Annotated in this window: 16 protein-coding genes; 7 read left to right on the top strand and 9 right to left on the bottom strand. The window is 49.4% G+C overall.

Annotated features, from left to right (window positions below):
• Nucleotides 1-4 precede the first annotated feature (4 nt).
• Genes thrC through thrA form a run of 3 tightly spaced genes read right to left on the bottom strand, consistent with a single transcriptional unit; the run spans nucleotide 5 to nucleotide 4,728 of the window.
• Entirely contained in the window at nucleotides 5-1,300 is a 1,296-nt protein-coding gene (thrC, locus tag FPG75_RS19020; RefSeq protein ID WP_143308879.1) for a threonine synthase, read from the bottom strand.
• An 18-nt stretch (nucleotides 1,301-1,318) separates the two neighbouring features.
• Complete coding sequence (locus FPG75_RS19015) at nucleotides 1,319-2,245, bottom strand: homoserine kinase (RefSeq protein ID WP_143308881.1); 927 nt, start codon at nucleotides 2,243-2,245, stop codon at nucleotides 1,319-1,321.
• 38 nt (nucleotides 2,246-2,283) lie between these two features.
• Nucleotides 2,284-4,728: a bifunctional aspartate kinase/homoserine dehydrogenase I gene (gene thrA, locus FPG75_RS19010; RefSeq protein WP_143308883.1), complete on the bottom strand. Its 2,445-nt coding sequence runs from the start codon at nucleotides 4,726-4,728 to the stop codon at nucleotides 2,284-2,286.
• A 794-nt stretch (nucleotides 4,729-5,522) separates the two neighbouring features.
• Between thrA and FPG75_RS19005 the strand changes: the two genes are divergently transcribed.
• From FPG75_RS19005 to FPG75_RS18975, 7 genes are all read left to right on the top strand, one after another.
• Nucleotides 5,523-6,680, top strand: a complete 1,158-nt coding sequence (locus FPG75_RS19005; protein WP_143308885.1) for a homogentisate 1,2-dioxygenase — start codon at nucleotides 5,523-5,525, stop codon at nucleotides 6,678-6,680.
• A 46-nt stretch (nucleotides 6,681-6,726) separates the two neighbouring features.
• Nucleotides 6,727-7,857, top strand: coding sequence for a 4-hydroxyphenylpyruvate dioxygenase (gene hppD, locus FPG75_RS19000; protein ID WP_143308886.1), 1,131 nt, complete (start codon nucleotides 6,727-6,729; stop codon nucleotides 7,855-7,857).
• Nucleotides 7,858-8,152: 295 nt separating this feature from the next.
• On the top strand, nucleotides 8,153-8,962 hold the full coding sequence (locus FPG75_RS18995; RefSeq protein ID WP_143308888.1) for a hypothetical protein: 810 nt from the start codon (nucleotides 8,153-8,155) through the stop codon (nucleotides 8,960-8,962).
• 272 nt (nucleotides 8,963-9,234) lie between these two features.
• A complete protein-coding gene (locus FPG75_RS18990; protein ID WP_143308890.1) occupies nucleotides 9,235-9,984 on the top strand; it encodes a L,D-transpeptidase family protein in 750 nt (249 codons plus the stop codon).
• Nucleotides 9,985-10,131: 147 nt separating this feature from the next.
• The gene (locus tag FPG75_RS18985; RefSeq protein WP_143308892.1) at nucleotides 10,132-10,707 is read left to right on the top strand and encodes a gluconate 2-dehydrogenase subunit 3 family protein; all 576 of its coding nucleotides are present in this window, start codon (nucleotides 10,132-10,134) and stop codon (nucleotides 10,705-10,707) included.
• Between the two features lie 63 nt (nucleotides 10,708-10,770).
• Complete coding sequence (locus FPG75_RS18980; protein WP_143308894.1) at nucleotides 10,771-12,468, top strand: GMC oxidoreductase; 1,698 nt, start codon at nucleotides 10,771-10,773, stop codon at nucleotides 12,466-12,468.
• Nucleotides 12,469-12,582: 114 nt separating this feature from the next.
• Complete coding sequence (locus FPG75_RS18975) at nucleotides 12,583-14,280, top strand: GMC oxidoreductase (RefSeq protein ID WP_143308896.1); 1,698 nt, start codon at nucleotides 12,583-12,585, stop codon at nucleotides 14,278-14,280.
• Nucleotides 14,281-14,358: 78 nt separating this feature from the next.
• Here the strand turns inward: FPG75_RS18975 and FPG75_RS18970 are convergent, their stop codons facing one another.
• The 6 genes from FPG75_RS18970 to hppD (FPG75_RS18945) all read right to left on the bottom strand — a co-directional run bounded on the left by FPG75_RS18970 (nucleotide 14,359) and on the right by hppD (FPG75_RS18945) (nucleotide 21,912).
• Entirely contained in the window at nucleotides 14,359-16,056 is a 1,698-nt protein-coding gene (locus FPG75_RS18970) for a GMC oxidoreductase (protein WP_143308896.1), read from the bottom strand.
• 114 nt (nucleotides 16,057-16,170) lie between these two features.
• Nucleotides 16,171-17,868: a GMC oxidoreductase gene (locus FPG75_RS18965; protein ID WP_143308894.1), complete on the bottom strand. Its 1,698-nt coding sequence runs from the start codon at nucleotides 17,866-17,868 to the stop codon at nucleotides 16,171-16,173.
• A gap of 63 nt (nucleotides 17,869-17,931) precedes the next feature.
• A complete protein-coding gene (locus tag FPG75_RS18960) occupies nucleotides 17,932-18,507 on the bottom strand; it encodes a gluconate 2-dehydrogenase subunit 3 family protein (RefSeq protein ID WP_143308892.1) in 576 nt (191 codons plus the stop codon).
• Between the two features lie 147 nt (nucleotides 18,508-18,654).
• Entirely contained in the window at nucleotides 18,655-19,404 is a 750-nt protein-coding gene (locus FPG75_RS18955) for a L,D-transpeptidase family protein (RefSeq protein ID WP_143308890.1), read from the bottom strand.
• A 272-nt stretch (nucleotides 19,405-19,676) separates the two neighbouring features.
• Nucleotides 19,677-20,486, bottom strand: coding sequence for a hypothetical protein (locus FPG75_RS18950; RefSeq protein WP_143308888.1), 810 nt, complete (start codon nucleotides 20,484-20,486; stop codon nucleotides 19,677-19,679).
• 295 nt (nucleotides 20,487-20,781) lie between these two features.
• Complete coding sequence (gene hppD / locus FPG75_RS18945; protein WP_143308886.1) at nucleotides 20,782-21,912, bottom strand: 4-hydroxyphenylpyruvate dioxygenase; 1,131 nt, start codon at nucleotides 21,910-21,912, stop codon at nucleotides 20,782-20,784.
• Nucleotides 21,913-21,921 lie beyond the last annotated feature (9 nt).

Below are 21,921 nucleotides of genomic sequence, written 5' to 3'. Positions count from 1 at the left end.
AATCTTACTGTAGCAACGCTTTTTTAAAGGCAGTATAATCTGCGGGCAGCAGGGTAGCGGATTTCTCTTTGCCATAGAGCTGCATCACGCGGGCCGGCGCATGTATCTCTTCCCGCAAGGATGGCGGCGCCGTGTCTTCAAACTTCACGGGGTGGGCCGTTTCCAGGAAAACGCCGGTTACATCGGGATGGGCAGACAGATATTCCTGCAAGCCGAGGTAGCCCACTGCGCCATGCGGATCAAGCATATAGTGATTCTCTTTCCAAACTTTTTCCATGGTGAGCAGGGTGTCCTTGTCATTGAAGCTATAGGCGCTGAAGCGCTCCTGTAATTTCGGCAAGCTGTTGCCGAATAACTGTAACACCCGTACGAAATTGCTGGGATCAGCTACGTCCATGGCATTGGAAAGGGTGGGAGCGGCCTTCCCTGGCTGGTATACGCCGCTGGCCATAAAGCGAGGCACCGTATCGTTGATATTGGTAGCGGCCACGAAATGCTCCACCGGCAGGCCGATAGCGGCCGCCATCATGCCCGCGCAGATATTTCCAAAATTGCCGCTGGGCACAGAGAACACCAGCTGCGGATGTGCGGCCTTCATCTGTTTCCAGGCAAGGAAATAATAAAACATCTGCGGCAGCCAACGCGCTACATTGATGGAATTGGCGGAAGTGAGCGGCCGCTTGTTTTGCAGCTCCTGGTCGAGGAAGGCGGTTTTCACCAGCTGCTGGCAATCGTCAAAAGTGCCAATGATCTCGAACGCGCTAACGTTGCCGCCCAATGTAGTGAGCTGTTTCTCTTGCAGGGTGCTTACTTTTTTGGAAGGATAAAGTATCACCACCTGTATGCCCGGCACATTATAAAAGCCACTGGCCACGGCGCCGCCGGTATCGCCGGAAGTGGCCACCAGCACGGTTACGGGCTTGGTGCTGTTGCGGCGGAAGTAGCCAAGACAGCCCGCCATAAAACGTGCGCCTACATCTTTGAAGGCAAGGGTAGGGCCGTGAAAGAGTTCCAGTGCGTAGGTCGATTTCGAAACTTTCTGCACGGGGAAAGGGAAGTGCAGGGTGTCTGCCACAATCTTCTTCAATTGTTCTTCCGGTATTTCATCTCCCACAAACGGGCGTATCACGTTGGTACCAATCTCCTGGTCTGAATACTGATGGATATTTTTGAGGAAGTCCGGGTCCAGTGCCGGTATCTCTTCCGGAAAGTATAATCCTCTATCGGGCGCTAATCCTTGTGTAACGGCGGTTTCAAAAGATACTTTGTGCTGTGCGTTCTGAAGACTGAAGTACTGCATGAATCATTCTTTATTTTGTTAGTCAATCACCTTTACACCTGCTGTATTGATGCGGGACACATAAATTTTATAATCTACGCCGAGGGGCGCGTATACGCTATCCATGGTGGCGGCCACTTTGCGGGCATTCTCTTCTCCTTTGCTGAGCATGAACACCGATGGCCCTGAGCCGGAGATGCCGCCGCCGAGCGCGCCGGCCTCCTTGCATTTCAGTTTCAGTTCATAGAATGCGGGGATGAGGATGGCCCTTACCGGCTCTACGATTACATCTTCCAGGGAGCGGCTGATCAGGTCATAATCTTCCTGGTACAGCGCGGCTACCAATGCGCCTACGTTGCCCCACTGGCGGATCGCGTCGGTCATCAATACTTTTTGTTTCAGTATCTCGCGTGCGTCCGATGTCTTTACTTCTATCTGTGGATGTATCACGGTTACCCACAGTTCCGATGGCGTATGCAGGCTGGTGATATCCAGCGGGCGATAGCTGCGTACCAGCGTGAAACCCCCGAGGATGGCCGGTGCTACGTTGTCGGCATGCGCAGAGCCACAGGCCAGTCTTTCGCCTTCCATCGCAAAACGTACCAGTTGTTTGGGCGTAAAAGGTTCGCCCAGCAATTTATTTACGCCTACCACGGCGCCCGCGCTGCTGGCGGCGCTGGAGCCAATGCCGCTGCCGGGATGTATATGTTTGAATATCTCTATCTCTATGCCGGTGTCGGGTTTTTCATATTTCTGTAACAGCGCCTGAACGGCTACGCCAGCTACATTCTGTGAGGTTTCCAGGGGAAGATCGGCGCCGTGGATCGCGGTAATACGGATGCCGGGTTCACTGCTCCTGCGTAAGATCATTTCGTCGCCGGGGGCGTCCATGGCCAGTCCTATCACATCAAAACCGCATGCTACGTTGGCAACGGTGCCGGGCGCAAATACTTTTATACAATCCATAAATTAATAATTGATTTTTATGTTTACAAGCACATTTTTTATAAACGTGCACTGCGGATGATGTCGGCAAAGATGCCGGAGGCGGTTACGTCCGCGCCGGCGCCGGCGCCCTTCACGATCAGCGGCTGCTCTTTGTAGCGGCTGGTGGTATACAGCACGATATTATCTTTTCCTTCCAGCTGGTAAAAAGGATGATCGGGCGATACACATTGCAGGCCTACCGATGCCTGGCCATCCACATAGCTGGCCACGAACTTGAGGCGTTTCCCTGCGGATTCTGCTTCTTCGCGCAGCCGTTGGAAATGGGCGGCATGGGTGTCCAGTTCCTCGTAGAAACCGGCGACAGACGGCGCATCCAGGCAGGCTGCCGGCAGGAAGGAGTGATTGGTGATATCTTCCATCTCTATCGCCGCGCCGCTCTCCCTGGCAAGGATGAGTATCTTGCGCATCACATCTTTCCCGCTGAGGTCTATGCGCGGATCCGGTTCGGTGTAACCCTCGTCCTGCGCGGCTTTCACCACTTCGCGGAAACTGGCGCCATTTACGAAATGATTGAATACGAAATTGAGACTGCCGGATAATACTGCTTGTATGCTATGCACTTTGTCGCCACTCCTTACGAGATCGTTGAGGGTGTTGATCACCGGCAAGCCTGCGCCCACATTGGTTTCGAAGAGGAAGGAGGCATTGTATTTACGCGCCAGGTCTTTCAGCTTCTTATAATATTCATAGTCGGAGGAGCAGGCAATTTTGTTGCAGGTAACTACCGAGATGCCGTGTTGCAGGAACTCGTGATAGGTAGCTGCTACTTCTGCGCTGGCGGTATTGTCTACAAATACGCTGTTGCGCAGGTTGAATGATTTGATCTGCTGTACCAATGCGTTCATATCCATGGGATCGCCCTGTGGGAGCGCGTTACGCCAGTCGTGCAGCCCGATGCCATATTCGCTGAGCAGCATGTTTTTGCTGTTGGCGAGGCCGGCAACCCTGATCTGGAGGCCCAGTTCCTGTTGCAGGTAATCCTGCTGTTGCTGTAGCTGTTCCAGCAGTTTGCCGCCTACGTTACCAACACCTGCTATGAAAAGGTTGACCTGTTTGAGTGGTGCTTCGAAGAACGCTTCGTGGATGAGGTTGAGCGCTTTTTTTACATCCGCTTTGTTGATCACTGCGGAGATATTTTTTTCGGTAGATCCCTGTGCGATGGCCCTTACGTTTACGCCGTTACGACCGAGGGTGCCGAACAGTTTGCCGCTGGTGCCGTGATGGTTTTTCATTTTGTCGCCCACTACGGCTACAATGCAGAGATCTTTTTCTACCAGTAAAGGTTCGATACGTTTCTCCTGTATCTCTTGCGCAAACTCGCTGTCCACAGCGGTTTTGGCCTTGAGCATATCGGTGTCATGAATGCCGACAGTGATAGAGTGTTCGGAAGAGCTCTGGGTGATGAGGATTACGTTGATGCGTTCCCGTAGGAGCGATTCGAACAATCTTTTTGAGAAGCCGGGGATGCCCACCATGCCGCTGCCTTCGAGGGTGAGCAGCGCGATGTGCTGTATGCCGGAGATGCCGGTTACCGGGAAGCTGCGGTCCGCGCCGTCATGTATCAGCGTGCCGTGGTCTTCCGGGGCAAAAGTATTTTTGATCCATACGGGGATGCGTTTGTCCATCACCGGTTGGATGGTAGGTGGATAGATCACTTTGGCGCCGAAGTGCGACAGCTCCATCGCTTCGGCATAGGAGATGTGCGCGATGGGGATGGCTTGCGATACGAGGCGCGGATCGGCGGTCATCATGCCGCTTACATCTGTCCAGATATCGAGTACGCTGGCATGTACGGCGGCGGCGAGGATGGCGGCGGTGTAGTCGGAGCCGCCGCGGCCCAGCGTGGTGGTTTCGCCTTCGGGCGTAGCGGCCACGAAGCCGGGGAATACAATGTAGTCGGCCGTTTGCTGTGCAAAATACTGACTGATATGATGGTTGGTGGCGACGAAGTTAACGGTGGCATGGCCGAAGTTGTTATCGGTCACGATCAGCTCGCGGCTGTCTTTGCAGGTGGCGGAGAGACCTTGCTGTTTTAATTTCTCTGCTACGATGGTGCAGGAGATGAGTTCGCCGAAGCTCATGATCTTGTCTAATGAGCGGGGACTGAGTTCACCTACCTGGAAGATGCCATCACAAAGGTTTTCGAGGGCATTCAGTTTTTTCTTGAGCTGGCTGATAAGGCCGCTCTGCATGGTGATAGGGAACAATTCGCGGATAGCGTCGAGGTGGCGGGCTTCTATTTCCTGTAGTACGGCCTTGTATTGTTCCTGGCCTTCTCCGGCGAGCTGTCCGCAACGTATAAGCTTGTCTGTTATGCCGCCCATGGCGGATACTACGATGGCATATTTTCCTGCCGGTTTATATTTTTTCAGTATGAGGCAAACTTGTTCTATCGCTTTGGCGCTGCCGACGGAGGTGCCGCCGAATTTTAGTACTTGCATGTCAAATAAAGTTTATACGTAGAAATGGTCCGGGTCCTTTCCGGTTGTGTACCACCTGTGTGGTCGTTGGATGATATGTGAAAACTAACCCCGCAGTGGGGTTGTAATAATGGTGGATGTAATGGCAATAGTGCGGGTGCATTCCCGATAGGAGGCGGGAGCGGAGGAGATCAGATATGTAGATACTGCTTGCACTATTGAAATATGACGATTGTGTAACAAAAGTCTATCTTTTCACTGGTAAATAAAAGCACCCGTTCGATATTTTGAAATGTTTTAAAAAATGGATGTTCTATTAGTATTTGATTATAATTTTCGATTTATTTTAGATGATAAGATGATTTTGTGCTGATTTGGTTCGATTTGTTTGATGGTTGGATAGATTTAAAAATGCGTTTTTATGACATTTTGATGACAAATTATTGTTTGTTTGGTTTATTTCAAAATATCCTTACCTTTAATCGTCTAAACTATATATCCTTGTCGGAATCGTTGAAATATACTTCCAATAGTCAGCTCCGCTACTATTTTCTCATGGCCACCCTCGCCATGGATTCGACTTTGGCATAACCCTCTGAAACGGCCTGTACGGGCCGGTCTTCCTGTTTTTATACCGTAACTTTGTAGTAGTCTTTCCGTACCTGCTATTTCAGTTCATGTATATATCTCTACTCGTAAATTTTTTATTAACGATCAACATAGCGTATTACGTTGTGCATCATTGATCATACACCAGAGCAATTAGATCATACACCATTACAATCCCGTTTTGAAAAAATTCTCAAAAACCAGTTATGCCACATTATCATAAGCTAGGACAGATACCACATAAGCGCCATACACAGTTCCGCAAGCCCGACGGCAAGCTGTATTCGGAGCAGTTGTTCTCTACGGAAGGCTTTTCATCGCACTCTTCTTTATTGTATCATTGTCATCCGCCCACCGAGATCGTAAAGGTAGAAGAGCCTTATTCCGTAGCGCCGCGCGTGGCAGAAGAAAAAATGCTGAAACACCGCAGCTTCCAGGGGTTCAACATCGCGGCGGAAGATGATTTCCTGAAAAGCCGCAAGGCCGTGCTGGCCAACAGCGACCTGCACATCGTACTGGCAGCGCCAAGGCACAGCATGAAAGATTATTTCTATAAGAATGCCGATGCAGATGAAATGATCTTTGTGCATGAAGGCAGCGGCCTCCTCAAAACGCAATACGGGCAGCTTACTTTCGGCTATGGCGATTACCTCGTGATACCAAGAGGCACGATCTACCAGATCAGCTTCAGCAATGAAAACAATCGCCTTTTCATCGTGGAATCGTTTAGCCCTATCCGTTATCCGAAACGTTACCTCAGCAAATACGGGCAACTGCTGGAAAATTCACCTTATTGCGAGCGCGATATCCGCCAGCCGCAAAACCTGGAAACCATCGACCAGGAAGGTGATTTTGTCATCAACGTAAAAAAGAAAGGCGTGATGTATCCCATCCATTACAAACACCATCCCTTCGATGTTGTTGGCTGGGATGGATGCGAATACCCCTTTGCCTTTTCCATCCACGATTTTGAGCCGATCACCGGCCGTGTGCATCAGCCGCCTCCGGTGCATCAAACTTTTGAAGGCAATAATTTCGTGGTATGCTCCTTCTGCCCCCGTCTGTTCGATTACCATCCGCTGGCCATTCCTGCGCCCTATAACCACAGCAATATCGACAGCGATGAAGTGCTGTATTATGTAGATGGCGATTTCATGAGCCGCAAACATGTAACGAGAGGCATGATCACCCTGCATCCGGCGGGCATCCCGCACGGGCCGCATCCCGGTGCAGTGGAGAAGAGCATCGGCGCAAAAGAAACAAAAGAACTGGCAGTGATGGTGGATACTTTCCATCCGCTGCAAATAACGGAAGCCGCTCTCGGCATCGAAGATGCCGGTTACGTCATGAGCTGGGCAGAATAGGTCAAATACCAACCAACATTATTAAAACCAAAACAATTTGAACGTCATGGAAACAGCAACAGTAAATGCTTCCAGCCTTACGGGTCAGCAGGATTTTTTACCGCTCAATGGTACCGACTATGTAGAATTCTATGTAGGCAATGCCAAACAGGCGGCACATTATTATAAGACCGCTTTCGGTTTTCAGTCGGTAGCCTATGCAGGCCCCGAAACCGGCGTGAAAGACCGCGCCTCCTATGTGCTTGTGCAGAACAAACTGCGCTTTGTGCTCACCACGCCCTTGCAGCCGGACAATGAGATGGCCCGCCACATCGCCGAACATGGCGACGGCGTAAAAGTGCTGGCGCTTTGGGTAGATGATGCCCGTTCCGCTTTTGAAGAAACCGTGAAACGCGGCGCCAAACCATACCTGGAGCCGGTTGTAGAGAAAGATGAATTCGGCGAAGTAGTGCGCAGCGGTATTCATACCTATGGCGATACCGTGCACATATTTGTAGAACGCAAAAATTACAAAGGCCTTTTCCTGCCGGGTTACAAGGAATGGAAAACAGCTTACAACCCCACTGATACCGGTCTTCAATATGTAGATCACTGCGTAGGCAATGTGGGTTGGAATGAAATGAATACCTGGGTAGAATTCTACGAGCGCACCATGGGCTTCCGCAATCTCATCTCCTTTGATGATAAAGATATCTCTACGGAATATTCTGCGCTCATGAGCAAAGTAATGAGCAATGGCAATGGCCGTGTGAAATTCCCGATCAACGAGCCTGCCGAAGGAAAGAAGAAATCGCAGATCGAGGAGTACCTTGATTTTTATGGCGGTCCGGGCGTACAGCACGTGGCCATCGCCACCAACGATATTATCCACACGGTGTCTGAACTGCAGCAGCGTGGCGTGGAATTCCTGAAGGTGCCGGCCTCTTATTATGAAACGCTGCTCGACAGGGTGGGCAAGATCGATGAGCAGGTAGCGCCGTTGCAGGAGCTGGGTATCCTGGTAGACCGGGATGATGAGGGATACCTGCTGCAGATCTTTACCAAGCCTATCCAGGACAGGCCGACTGTTTTCTTTGAAATTATTCAGCGTAAAGGGGCGCAGTCTTTTGGTAAAGGCAATTTCAAGGCTTTGTTTGAATCCATTGAAAGGGAACAGGCGCTGCGTGGCAACCTCTGATGCAATGTTTTTCGTTTGTTACGCTACCTGTTGAATAACCCTTAAATTCCGCTGAAAGGTTACAACAAATTTCAGCCTGCTAATCCGTTCCGGCTCTGACCGGAACGGATTTTTTTTATTATTTTAAATAAATTATTATTACTTTTAATATATAAATAGAGATAAATATAAGACGGGGTATATGGATGAGATGGCGGCCGATTAACATATTAATAACGAGTTTACAGGGTTCAACAGGCAGGCTTTGGCATAATTTTGTGAACGAGAGTACGCATTTCAAAAAAAATCATAACCTATGCACAAAACAGTTACCCACGGGGTTGCCTGCGCCATGCTGCTGGCCTCCGTAACTTTTATGTCTTCATTTAAAAATGACGATGGCACATCAGGTACTTACCTGAAAAAGATCTCTTCCGCTTCCGGCCAGACTACGCTGGAATACAACAGTGACAAAACCATCCGGAAGATCGTGCAGCATCACAAAACAGAGAATGCCAGCTACACCGACGTTACATTGCCGGTGTACGAAAATGGCCATCTTGTAAAGACAATGCTCGCAGATGATGAGAACGCCAGTTCTGGCGACCTTTACGCGGCTTATGACTATGTACAAGGCAGCGACAAGATCGCGAAAGTGAGCTTCTATCGCGATAATGCCGTGTACACCTACGATTCACTGGCATATGATGCCAATGGCAGACTGGCCTTCCGTTACCAGTTCAGCAAAGTGCCCGGCAAAGGCGCCTGGGAAAACAGCGGTTATCAGCAATTTACCTGGAACGACAAAGGCGATGTGGAACGCATGGACAATTACGGCAAACAGCCCGGCTATAGCAAATTTGTGAACACTTCCAGCATTAACTACACTTACGACGACCGTCAGAACCCGCAATTGCAGCAACCTGCACTCGCTTTTGTGCTGGATGCCAATGCAGCCAACCTCTCGGCGCACAACATCCTGTCCGAGAATTTAAGCACGCCGCATTCCTCCCGCGTGATCACCAACACCTACGTATATACGTATGCCGGACGCTACCCTGTTCGCGCTACCTATAACTCCGGTGCAGATCAGGGAATCGTAAAACTGGAATGGGCAAAGTTGTAGTGAAAGAAGAATGACTTAACTTTACAGGCAATATAACCAGTAATTGTTTCGTTTTTTTCTATGACCAATCAAACGCTGTTTGGAATTTTGTTTCTGTTGGGTGGAGTTTTTCAGGCTTTTACGGCAATTCTTATCTATCAAGGTCACAAACATTACCTGTTAAGATTTGCCAGTAAAAAAGTAAGTATAGTGATTTATATTATCTTAGCACTGTTGTTATTTTTCCTGGCCTACATCAACCTGGTATAAAATTTAAATTTGTTGTATTTGATATGAAGCGACTTGTTCTCGTCCTGATGATGATATTGACAGGCGGCAGTTTATTTGCCCAGCAATCCTTCCTCGATAACCAAAAAATGTTTCCCAAGGTAGGAGAGGCTTACCGCGAAAAGGAAGAACTGCTGAAAAAAGAATTTGAGAAGAAAGGACTGACTTATCCCGCAAAATATATTTTCATCCGTTCCTTCAAGCTCGACAGCGAAATGGAGATCTGGGTGAAAAACAATGCAACAGACACTTTCCGTCTTTTCAAGTCCTACCGGGTGTGCACGCTCTCCGGAAGAATGGGGCCGAAACGTAAGGAAGGCGACCGCCAGGTGCCGGAAGGATTTTATTATATCAATGATTTCAATCCAAACAGCAATTATCATCTGTCGCTCGGCATCAATTATCCTAACTTTTCCGACCGTATCCTGAGTGACCCGAAAAAACCGGGCAGCGAAATTTATATCCATGGTAACTGTATTACCGTTGGCTGTATCCCGCTGACAGACGAATTTATCGACGAGGTGTACATCCTCGCGGTGAATGCCAAGAATGCCGGCCAGGATTTCATTCCTGTGCATGTGTTCCCCGTGAAGTTCGGTAATGTTCGTTCTATGGATTATCTTGGTACGGTATCGCTCAATGATAATTCTTCCCAGCAATTCTGGGTAGAATTGAAAACTGCCTACGATTATTTCGAAAAGCATCACCGCCTGCCGGTAGTGCTCATCGACGACAAAGGCAAATATATTATGTAAGCTGAGTTTTTCAGATATATCAACAAAGGGGTGGACAACGGTCAGTAGTCCACCCCTTTGTTTTTAGATACGTTCTTATTTAATATTAATTTGGATTTTAGAGAATTTTTTTGAAACTTGTCCAAAGGTCAAATCAATTTACTATTTATGCACAGAAGAGACGCAATCAGGAATGTGGCGATTTTGTTGGGTACAGCCATTTCCGCTTCCACGTTATCAGCTCTGGAGAGCTGCACAGGTTCCGCACCGAAAAACTATGAACTCAATAAGCCACAAACCAAAGCGTTGCTGGCAGAAATAGCGGAAACGATCATACCCACCACCGATACGCCCGGCGCCAAAGCGGCGAAAGTAGACGATTTCATCATCACCATGATGAACGATTGCTACAAAAAATCAGACCAGGAGGTATTCCTCCAGGGATTGAAAAAGATCGACGAGGCCAGCGATAAGAAATTCAAGAAGACTTTCATGGACCTTACACCGGATCAACGCACGCAGCTCCTGACAGATATCGACAAGGAACGCGTTGAATACAACAAACGTAAGGACAAAAAAGAGGGCGATCCTACCCATTACTTCCAGTATCTGAAAGAGCTGACCCTGCTGGGGTATTTCACCTCCGAACCCGGGGCTACCAAAGCATTGCGCTATGTGCCGGTGCCCGGCAAATTCGAAGGTTGCATCCCTTATAAAAAAGGTGATAAAGCCTGGGCGGTCTGATCCGCGGTTATCTTCATATAGCCGTCCACGTTATTACATTACATCTCCTTAAAAAGACATTCCATGAATTTGAATATAAAAGCGCAAGAGCAAAACACCTACGATGCCATCGTTATCGGTTCGGGTGTGAGTGGTGGATGGGCCGCCAAAGAATTGACCGAAAAAGGCCTGAAAGTGCTGATGCTGGACCGTGGTAAAAAGCTCGAGCATGTGAAAGACTACGACACCGCCACTAAAGATCCCTGGGAGTTCCCCCACCGCGGACGTATCACCGTTGATCAACGCGAAACGCATCCCAAGCTGAGCCGCGACTATCCTTATAGTGAACACAACGAAAAATACTGGATCAACGATTCCCAGAGTCCATATAACGAAGTGAAACGCTTCGACTGGTACCGCCCGGATATCGTAGGTGGCAAATCCATCATGTGGGGTCGCCAATCGTACCGCTGGAGCGATATCGATTTTGAAGCGAACCTGAAAGATGGCATCGCCGTGGATTGGCCAATCCGCTACAAGGACATTGCGCCCTGGTACGACTATGTAGAAAAATTCGCCGGCATCAGCGGACAGCGCGAAGGCCTGCCACAGCTGCCCGACGGCCAGTTCATGCCCGCCATGGAAATGAACTGCGTAGAGAAAGATGTGAAGAAAAGTGTAGAAAGCAAATTCAAAGGCCGTATCATCACCATGGGGCGTGTGGCTAACATCACACAACCATTGCCCGGCCGTGAAAAATGCCAGTTCCGCAACCTGTGCAGCCGCGGATGCCCCTTCGGCGCTTATTTCAGCACGCAATCATCCACGCTGCCCGCAGCCATGGCTACCGGCAACCTCACGCTGCGCCCCGATTCCATCGTTCACTCCATTATCTACGATGAGAAAAAAGGCAAAGCTACCGGCGTGCAAGTGATCGACAAGCATACCAAGGAAATGGTAGAATATTACGCGAAGATCATCTTCGTAAATGGCTCTACCCTCGGTTCAACCTTCGTACTGATGAACTCCATCTCCACCCGTTTCCCTAATGGATTAGGCAACGACAGTGGCCAGCTGGGTAAAAACCTGATGGATCACCACTTCCGCACCGGCGCTTCCGGCACGGCAGAAGGCTATGATGATAAATATTATTTCGGCCGCCGTGCAAACGGTATCTATATTCCGCGTTATCGTAACATCGGCAGCGACAAGCGCGATTACCTCCGTGGCTTCGGCTACCAGGGCGGCGCAGGCCGCGGCGGATGGGCGCGCGGTATCGCTGAAATGGGCGTGGGTAAAGACTTTAAAGAAATGCTTACCGAACCAGGCCAATGGTCTATGGGCCTCGGCGGTTTCGGCGAATGTCTGCCTTATGAAGATAACAAGGTAACCCTCGACACATCCACCAAAGATGCATGGGGCCAGCCTGTTCTCAAATTCGATGTGGAGTTCAAAGAGAATGAAAAGAAAATGCGCGTGGATATGATGAACGACGCCGCCGAAATGCTCGAAGCAGCAGGGCTCAAGAACGTGAAGACCTATGACAATGGCTCCTGGCCAGGCATGGCGATCCACGAGATGGGCACCGCACGCATGGGCCGCGATCCTAAAACATCTGTCCTCAATGGCAACAACCAACTGCACGCCGTTCCGAACGTGTTCGTAACAGACGGCGCCTGCATGACCTCCGCCGCCTGCGTGAATCCTTCACTGACCTACATGGCATTGACTGCACGCGCTGCCGACTACGCCGTGAAAGAACTTAAAAAAGGGAACATCTAATTATTTTGTTATTTGGTTATTTGATTATTTGGTTATTTAAACTTCCGGACTATCATCGGAGTTTAAATAACCAAATAATCAAATAACCGAATAACAAAATTCCAAAATGGTTTTATGAATCTTAATATAAAAGCTGAGAAAGAAAATACTTATGACGCCATTGTGGTAGGGTCGGGGATCAGTGGTGGATGGGCTGCTAAAGAGCTTTGTGAGAAAGGCCTGAAAACATTGGTGCTGGAACGTGGCCGCAATGTGGAGCACGTAAAAGACTACAAGACTGCTATGATGGCTCCCTGGGAGTTTCCCCACCGTCTGCATCATACCAACGAGATGCGTGAGAAACATCCCATCCAGAGCCGCTGCTATGCCTTCGATGAAGCCACACAGCAATACTGGGTGAACGACCTGGAAAATCCTTACAACGAAGTGAAGCCCTTCAACTGGTTGCGTGGCTACCATGTGGGCGGACGTTCCCTCATGTGGGGCCGTCAGGTATATCGCTGGAGCGACCTCGATTTTGAAGCGAACGCAAAAGACGGGCACGGCGTAGATTGGCCGATCCGTTATAAAGATATTGCACCCTGGTATTCATACGTGGAGAAATTCGTTGGCGTGAGCGGACAGCACGAAGGGCTGGCACAGCTGCCTGATGGCGAGTTTCTGCCGCCGATGGAAATGAACTGCCTCGAGAAACATGTGGCGGCACGCGTCAAGGAAAAATTCAATGACCGCATCATCACCATCGGGCGTGTAGCGCACCTGACCAAAGGCATGAAAGACCGTGGACCTTGCCAGTTCCGTAACCTCTGCGCCCGCGGATGCCCATTCACCGGCTATTTCAGCAGCAATGGCGTTACGTTGCCTGCCGCTGCCGCCACCGGCAATCTCACGCTGCGCCCGGATTCTATCGTGCTGGAAGTTTTGTACGATAAAGATAAAGGCAAAGCTACCGGCGTACGCGTGATGGATGCGCATACACAGCAAACTGTAGACTACTACGCCAAGATCGTTTTCCTGAATGCCTCTACACTGGGCACCACCTGGGTCATGCTCAACTCTGTGTCCGACCGCTTCCCGAACGGGTTTGGTAACGACAGCGGCCAGTTGGGCCATAACCTGATGGATCATCATTTCGGTGTGGGCGCCGGCGGTGATTTCGATGGTTTTGAAGATCAGTACTATGATGCAGGCCGCAGGCCCAATGGTATCTATATCCCGCGCTTCCGTAACGTGAACGCACAAACGCTGCGCAAAGATTATGTGCGCGGCTTCGGCTACCAGGGCGGCGCAGGAAGAGGTCGCGGCACCAGCTGGGAGGGCATCGGCGCACAACTCAAAGCTGCGCAGGAAGTGCCTGGGCACTGGAGCATGGGCATCGGCTCATGGGGCGAGCATCTCCCTTATTACGAGAATAAAGTATCTCTCAACAAAAACAAAAAAGATAAATTCGGTCTGCCTACGCTCGACATCGACTGTGAATTTAAAGAGAATGAAAAGGCGATGCGTAAAGACATGCAGGAAAGCGCCAAGGAAATGCTGGAAGCTGCCGGTCTGAAAAACGTATATGGTTACGATGGCGCGCCGCCTCCGGGCCACTGTATCCACGAGATGGGCACCGCGCGTATGGGCAAAGATCCGAAAACCTCTGTGCTCAATGGTTTCAACCAGGTGCATGACGCGAAGAATGTATTCATCAGCGATGGGGCCTGCATGGCTTCTTCCTCCTGCGTAAATCCTTCTATCACTTATATGGCCCTCACCGCCAGGGCCTGTGATCATGCCCTGAGTGAACTGAAGAAAGGAAATCTTTGATCATTTGATTTATTTTAATTGCATAAAGGCCCCCGCGGTACCGCGGGGGCCTTTATGCAATTAAAATAAATCAAATGATCAAAGATTTCCTTTCTTCAGTTCACTCAGGGCATGATCACAGGCCCTGGCGGTGAGGGCCATATAAGTGATAGAAGGATTTACGCAGGAGGAAGAAGCCATGCAGGCCCCATCGCTGATGAATACATTCTTCGCGTCATGCACCTGGTTGAAACCATTGAGCACAGAGGTTTTCGGATCTTTGCCCATACGCGCGGTGCCCATCTCGTGGATACAGTGGCCCGGAGGCGGCGCGCCATCGTAACCATATACGTTTTTCAGACCGGCAGCTTCCAGCATTTCCTTGGCGCTTTCCTGCATGTCTTTACGCATCGCCTTTTCATTCTCTTTAAATTCACAGTCGATGTCGAGCGTAGGCAGACCGAATTTATCTTTTTTGTTTTTGTTGAGAGATACTTTATTCTCGTAATAAGGGAGATGCTCGCCCCATGAGCCGATGCCCATGCTCCAGTGCCCAGGCACTTCCTGCGCAGCTTTGAGTTGTGCGCCGATGCCCTCCCAGCTGGTGCCGCGACCTCTTCCTGCGCCGCCCTGGTAGCCGAAGCCGCGCACATAATCTTTGCGCAGCGTTTGTGCGTTCACGTTACGGAAGCGCGGGATATAGATACCATTGGGCCTGCGGCCTGCATCATAGTACTGATCTTCAAAACCATCGAAATCACCGCCGGCGCCCACACCGAAATGATGATCCATCAGGTTATGGCCCAACTGGCCGCTGTCGTTACCAAACCCGTTCGGGAAGCGGTCGGACACAGAGTTGAGCATGACCCAGGTGGTGCCCAGTGTAGAGGCATTCAGGAAAACGATCTTGGCGTAGTAGTCTACAGTTTGCTGTGTATGCGCATCCATCACGCGTACGCCGGTAGCTTTGCCTTTATCTTTATCGTACAAAACTTCCAGCACGATAGAATCCGGGCGCAGCGTGAGATTGCCGGTGGCGGCAGCGGCAGGCAACGTAACGCCATTGCTGCTGAAATAGCCGGTGAATGGGCATCCGCGGGCGCAGAGGTTACGGAACTGGCAAGGTCCACGGTCTTTCATGCCTTTGGTCAGGTGCGCTACACGCCCGATGGTGATGATGCGGTCATTGAATTTTTCCTTGACGCGTGCCGCCACATGTTTCTCGAGGCAGTTCATTTCCATCGGCGGCAGAAACTCGCCATCAGGCAGCTGTGCCAGCCCTTCGTGCTGTCCGCTCACGCCAACGAATTTCTCCACGTATGAATACCAGGGTGCAATATCTTTATAACGGATCGGCCAATCTACGCCGTGCCCGTCTTTTGCGTTCGCTTCAAAATCGAGGTCGCTCCAGCGATATACCTGACGGCCCCACATGAGGGAACGTCCGCCCACATGGTAGCCACGCAACCAGTTGAAGGGCTTCACTTCGTTGTAAGGATTTTCCAGGTCGTTCACCCAGTATTGCTGTGTGGCTTCATCGAAGGCATAGCAGCGGCTCTGGATGGGATGTTTCTCACGCATCTCGTTGGTATGATGCAGACGGTGGGGAAACTCCCAGGGAGCCATCATAGCAGTCTTGTAGTCTTTTACGTGCTCCACATTGCGGCCACGTTCCAGCACCAATGTTTTCAGGCCTTTCTCACAAAGCTCTTTAGCAGCCCATCCACCACTGATCCCCGACCCTACCACAATGGCGTCATAAGTATTTTCTTTCTCAGCTTTTATATTAAGATTCATAAAACCATTTTGGAATTTTGTTATTCGGTTATTTGATTATTTGGTTATTTAAACTCCGATGATAGTCCGGAAGTTTAAATAACCAAATAATCAAATAACCAAATAACAAAATAATTAGATGTTCCCTTTTTTAAGTTCTTTCACGGCGTAGTCGGCAGCGCGTGCAGTCAATGCCATGTAGGTCAGTGAAGGATTCACGCAGGCGGCGGAGGTCATGCAGGCGCCGTCTGTTACGAACACGTTCGGAACGGCGTGCAGTTGGTTGTTGCCATTGAGGACAGATGTTTTAGGATCGCGGCCCATGCGTGCGGTGCCCATCTCGTGGATCGCCATGCCTGGCCAGGAGCCATTGTCATAGGTCTTCACGTTCTTGAGCCCTGCTGCTTCGAGCATTTCGGCGGCGTCGTTCATCATATCCACGCGCATTTTCTTTTCATTCTCTTTGAACTCCACATCGAATTTGAGAACAGGCTGGCCCCATGCATCTTTGGTGGATGTGTCGAGGGTTACCTTGTTATCTTCATAAGGCAGACATTCGCCGAAACCGCCGAGGCCCATAGACCATTGGCCTGGTTCGGTAAGCATTTCTTTAAAGTCTTTACCCACGCCCATTTCAGCGATACCGCGCGCCCATCCGCCGCGGCCTGCGCCGCCCTGGTAGCCGAAGCCACGGAGGTAATCGCGCTTGTCGCTGCCGATGTTACGATAACGCGGAATATAGATACCGTTTGCACGGCGGCCGAAATAATATTTATCATCATAGCCTTCTGCCGTGCCGGAAGCGCCGGTGCGGAAGTGGTGATCCATCAGGTTTTTACCCAGCTGGCCACTGTCGTTGCCTAATCCATTAGGGAAACGGGTGGAGATGGAGTTCATCAGTACGAAGGTTGAACCGAGGGTAGAGCCATTTACGAAGATGATCTTCGCGTAATATTCTACCATTTCCTTGGTATGCTTGTCGATCACTTGCACGCCGGTAGCTTTGCCTTTTTTCTCATCGTAGATAATGGAGTGAACGATGGAATCGGGGCGCAGCGTGAGGTTGCCGGTAGCCATGGCTGCGGGCAGCGTGGATGATTGCGTGCTGAAATAAGCGCCGAAGGGGCATCCGCGGCTGCACAGGTTGCGGAACTGGCATTTTTCACGGCCGGGCAATGGTTGTGTGATGTTAGCCACACGCCCCATGGTGATGATACGGCCTTTGAATTTGCTTTCTACACTTTTCTTCACATCTTTCTCTACGCAGTTCATTTCCATGGCGGGCATGAACTGGCCGTCGGGCAGCTGTGGCAGGCCTTCGCGCTGTCCGCTGATGCCGGCGAATTTTTCTACATAGTCGTACCAGGGCGCAATGTCCTTGTAGCGGATTGGCCAATCCACGGCGATGCCATCTTTCAGGTTCGCTTCAAAATCGATATCGCTCCAGCGGTACGATTGGCGACCCCACATGATGGATTTGCCACCTACGATATCCGGGCGGTACCAGTCGAAGCGTTTCACTTCGTTATATGGACTCTGGGAATCGTTGATCCAGTATTTTTCGTTGTGTTCACTATAAGGATAGTCGCGGCTCAGCTTGGGATGCGTTTCGCGTTGATCAACGGTGATACGTCCGCGGTGGGGGAACTCCCAGGGATCTTTAGTGGCGGTGTCGTAGTCTTTCACATGCTCGAGCTTTTTACCACGGTCCAGCATCAGCACTTTCAGGCCTTTTTCGGTCAATTCTTTGGCGGCCCATCCACCACTCACACCCGAACCGATAACGATGGCATCGTAGGTGTTTTGCTCTTGCGCTTTTATATTCAAATTCATGGAATGTCTTTTTAAGGAGATGTAATGTAATAACGTGGACGGCTATATGAAGATAACCGCGGATCAGACCGCCCAGGCTTTATCACCTTTTTTATAAGGGATGCAACCTTCGAATTTGCCGGGCACCGGCACATAGCGCAATGCTTTGGTAGCCCCGGGTTCGGAGGTGAAATACCCCAGCAGGGTCAGCTCTTTCAGATACTGGAAGTAATGGGTAGGATCGCCCTCTTTTTTGTCCTTACGTTTGTTGTATTCAACGCGTTCCTTGTCGATATCTGTCAGGAGCTGCGTGCGTTGATCCGGTGTAAGGTCCATGAAAGTCTTCTTGAATTTCTTATCGCTGGCCTCGTCGATCTTTTTCAATCCCTGGAGGAATACCTCCTGGTCTGATTTTTTGTAGCAATCGTTCATCATGGTGATGATGAAATCGTCTACTTTCGCCGCTTTGGCGCCGGGCGTATCGGTGGTGGGTATGATCGTTTCCGCTATTTCTGCCAGCAACGCTTTGGTTTGTGGCTTATTGAGTTCATAGTTTTTCGGTGCGGAACCTGTGCAGCTCTCCAGAGCTGATAACGTGGAAGCGGAAATGGCTGTACCCAACAAAATCGCCACATTCCTGATTGCGTCTCTTCTGTGCATAAATAGTAAATTGATTTGACCTTTGGACAAGTTTCAAAAAAATTCTCTAAAATCCAAATTAATATTAAATAAGAACGTATCTAAAAACAAAGGGGTGGACTACTGACCGTTGTCCACCCCTTTGTTGATATATCTGAAAAACTCAGCTTACATAATATATTTGCCTTTGTCGTCGATGAGCACTACCGGCAGGCGGTGATGCTTTTCGAAATAATCGTAGGCAGTTTTCAATTCTACCCAGAATTGCTGGGAAGAATTATCATTGAGCGATACCGTACCAAGATAATCCATAGAACGAACATTACCGAACTTCACGGGGAACACATGCACAGGAATGAAATCCTGGCCGGCATTCTTGGCATTCACCGCGAGGATGTACACCTCGTCGATAAATTCGTCTGTCAGCGGGATACAGCCAACGGTAATACAGTTACCATGGATATAAATTTCGCTGCCCGGTTTTTTCGGGTCACTCAGGATACGGTCGGAAAAGTTAGGATAATTGATGCCGAGCGACAGATGATAATTGCTGTTTGGATTGAAATCATTGATATAATAAAATCCTTCCGGCACCTGGCGGTCGCCTTCCTTACGTTTCGGCCCCATTCTTCCGGAGAGCGTGCACACCCGGTAGGACTTGAAAAGACGGAAAGTGTCTGTTGCATTGTTTTTCACCCAGATCTCCATTTCGCTGTCGAGCTTGAAGGAACGGATGAAAATATATTTTGCGGGATAAGTCAGTCCTTTCTTCTCAAATTCTTTTTTCAGCAGTTCTTCCTTTTCGCGGTAAGCCTCTCCTACCTTGGGAAACATTTTTTGGTTATCGAGGAAGGATTGCTGGGCAAATAAACTGCCGCCTGTCAATATCATCATCAGGACGAGAACAAGTCGCTTCATATCAAATACAACAAATTTAAATTTTATACCAGGTTGATGTAGGCCAGGAAAAATAACAACAGTGCTAAGATAATATAAATCACTATACTTACTTTTTTACTGGCAAATCTTAACAGGTAATGTTTGTGACCTTGATAGATAAGAATTGCCGTAAAAGCCTGAAAAACTCCACCCAACAGAAACAAAATTCCAAACAGCGTTTGATTGGTCATAGAAAAAAACGAAACAATTACTGGTTATATTGCCTGTAAAGTTAAGTCATTCTTCTTTCACTACAACTTTGCCCATTCCAGTTTTACGATTCCCTGATCTGCACCGGAGTTATAGGTAGCGCGAACAGGGTAGCGTCCGGCATACGTATATACGTAGGTGTTGGTGATCACGCGGGAGGAATGCGGCGTGCTTAAATTCTCGGACAGGATGTTGTGCGCCGAGAGGTTGGCTGCATTGGCATCCAGCACAAAAGCGAGTGCAGGTTGCTGCAATTGCGGGTTCTGACGGTCGTCGTAAGTGTAGTTAATGCTGGAAGTGTTCACAAATTTGCTATAGCCGGGCTGTTTGCCGTAATTGTCCATGCGTTCCACATCGCCTTTGTCGTTCCAGGTAAATTGCTGATAACCGCTGTTTTCCCAGGCGCCTTTGCCGGGCACTTTGCTGAACTGGTAACGGAAGGCCAGTCTGCCATTGGCATCATATGCCAGTGAATCGTAGGTGTACACGGCATTATCGCGATAGAAGCTCACTTTCGCGATCTTGTCGCTGCCTTGTACATAGTCATAAGCCGCGTAAAGGTCGCCAGAACTGGCGTTCTCATCATCTGCGAGCATTGTCTTTACAAGATGGCCATTTTCGTACACCGGCAATGTAACGTCGGTGTAGCTGGCATTCTCTGTTTTGTGATGCTGCACGATCTTCCGGATGGTTTTGTCACTGTTGTATTCCAGCGTAGTCTGGCCGGAAGCGGAAGAGATCTTTTTCAGGTAAGTACCTGATGTGCCATCGTCATTTTTAAATGAAGACATAAAAGTTACGGAGGCCAGCAGCATGGCGCAGGCAACCCCGTGGGTAACTGTTTTGTGCATAGGTTATGATTTTTTTTGAAATGCGTACTCTCGTTCACAAAATTATGCCAAAGCCTGCCTGTTGAACCCTGTAAACTCGTTATTAATATGTTAATCGGCCGCCATCTCATCCATATACCCCGTCTTATATTTATCTCTATTTATATATTAAAAGTAATAATAATTTATTTAAAATAATAAAAAAAATCCGTTCCGGTCAGAGCCGGAACGGATTAGCAGGCTGAAATTTGTTGTAACCTTTCAGCGGAATTTAAGGGTTATTCAACAGGTAGCGTAACAAACGAAAAACATTGCATCAGAGGTTGCCACGCAGCGCCTGTTCCCTTTCAATGGATTCAAACAAAGCCTTGAAATTGCCTTTACCAAAAGACTGCGCCCCTTTACGCTGAATAATTTCAAAGAAAACAGTCGGCCTGTCCTGGATAGGCTTGGTAAAGATCTGCAGCAGGTATCCCTCATCATCCCGGTCTACCAGGATACCCAGCTCCTGCAACGGCGCTACCTGCTCATCGATCTTGCCCACCCTGTCGAGCAGCGTTTCATAATAAGAGGCCGGCACCTTCAGGAATTCCACGCCACGCTGCTGCAGTTCAGACACCGTGTGGATAATATCGTTGGTGGCGATGGCCACGTGCTGTACGCCCGGACCGCCATAAAAATCAAGGTACTCCTCGATCTGCGATTTCTTCTTTCCTTCGGCAGGCTCGTTGATCGGGAATTTCACACGGCCATTGCCATTGCTCATTACTTTGCTCATGAGCGCAGAATATTCCGTAGAGATATCTTTATCATCAAAGGAGATGAGATTGCGGAAGCCCATGGTGCGCTCGTAGAATTCTACCCAGGTATTCATTTCATTCCAACCCACATTGCCTACGCAGTGATCTACATATTGAAGACCGGTATCAGTGGGGTTGTAAGCTGTTTTCCATTCCTTGTAACCCGGCAGGAAAAGGCCTTTGTAATTTTTGCGTTCTACAAATATGTGCACGGTATCGCCATAGGTATGAATACCGCTGCGCACTACTTCGCCGAATTCATCTTTCTCTACAACCGGCTCCAGGTATGGTTTGGCGCCGCGTTTCACGGTTTCTTCAAAAGCGGAACGGGCATCATCTACCCAAAGCGCCAGCACTTTTACGCCGTCGCCATGTTCGGCGATGTGGCGGGCCATCTCATTGTCCGGCTGCAAGGGCGTGGTGAGCACAAAGCGCAGTTTGTTCTGCACAAGCACATAGGAGGCGCGGTCTTTCACGCCGGTTTCGGGGCCTGCATAGGCTACCGACTGAAAACCGAAAGCGGTCTTATAATAATGTGCCGCCTGTTTGGCATTGCCTACATAGAATTCTACATAGTCGGTACCATTGAGCGGTAAAAAATCCTGCTGACCCGTAAGGCTGGAAGCATTTACTGTTGCTGTTTCCATGACGTTCAA

It is taken from the genome of Chitinophaga vietnamensis (assembly GCF_902167635.1).
GTDB lineage: Bacteria > Bacteroidota > Bacteroidia > Chitinophagales > Chitinophagaceae > Chitinophaga > Chitinophaga vietnamensis.
This window is presented reverse-complemented; position numbering and strand designations above follow the sequence as displayed.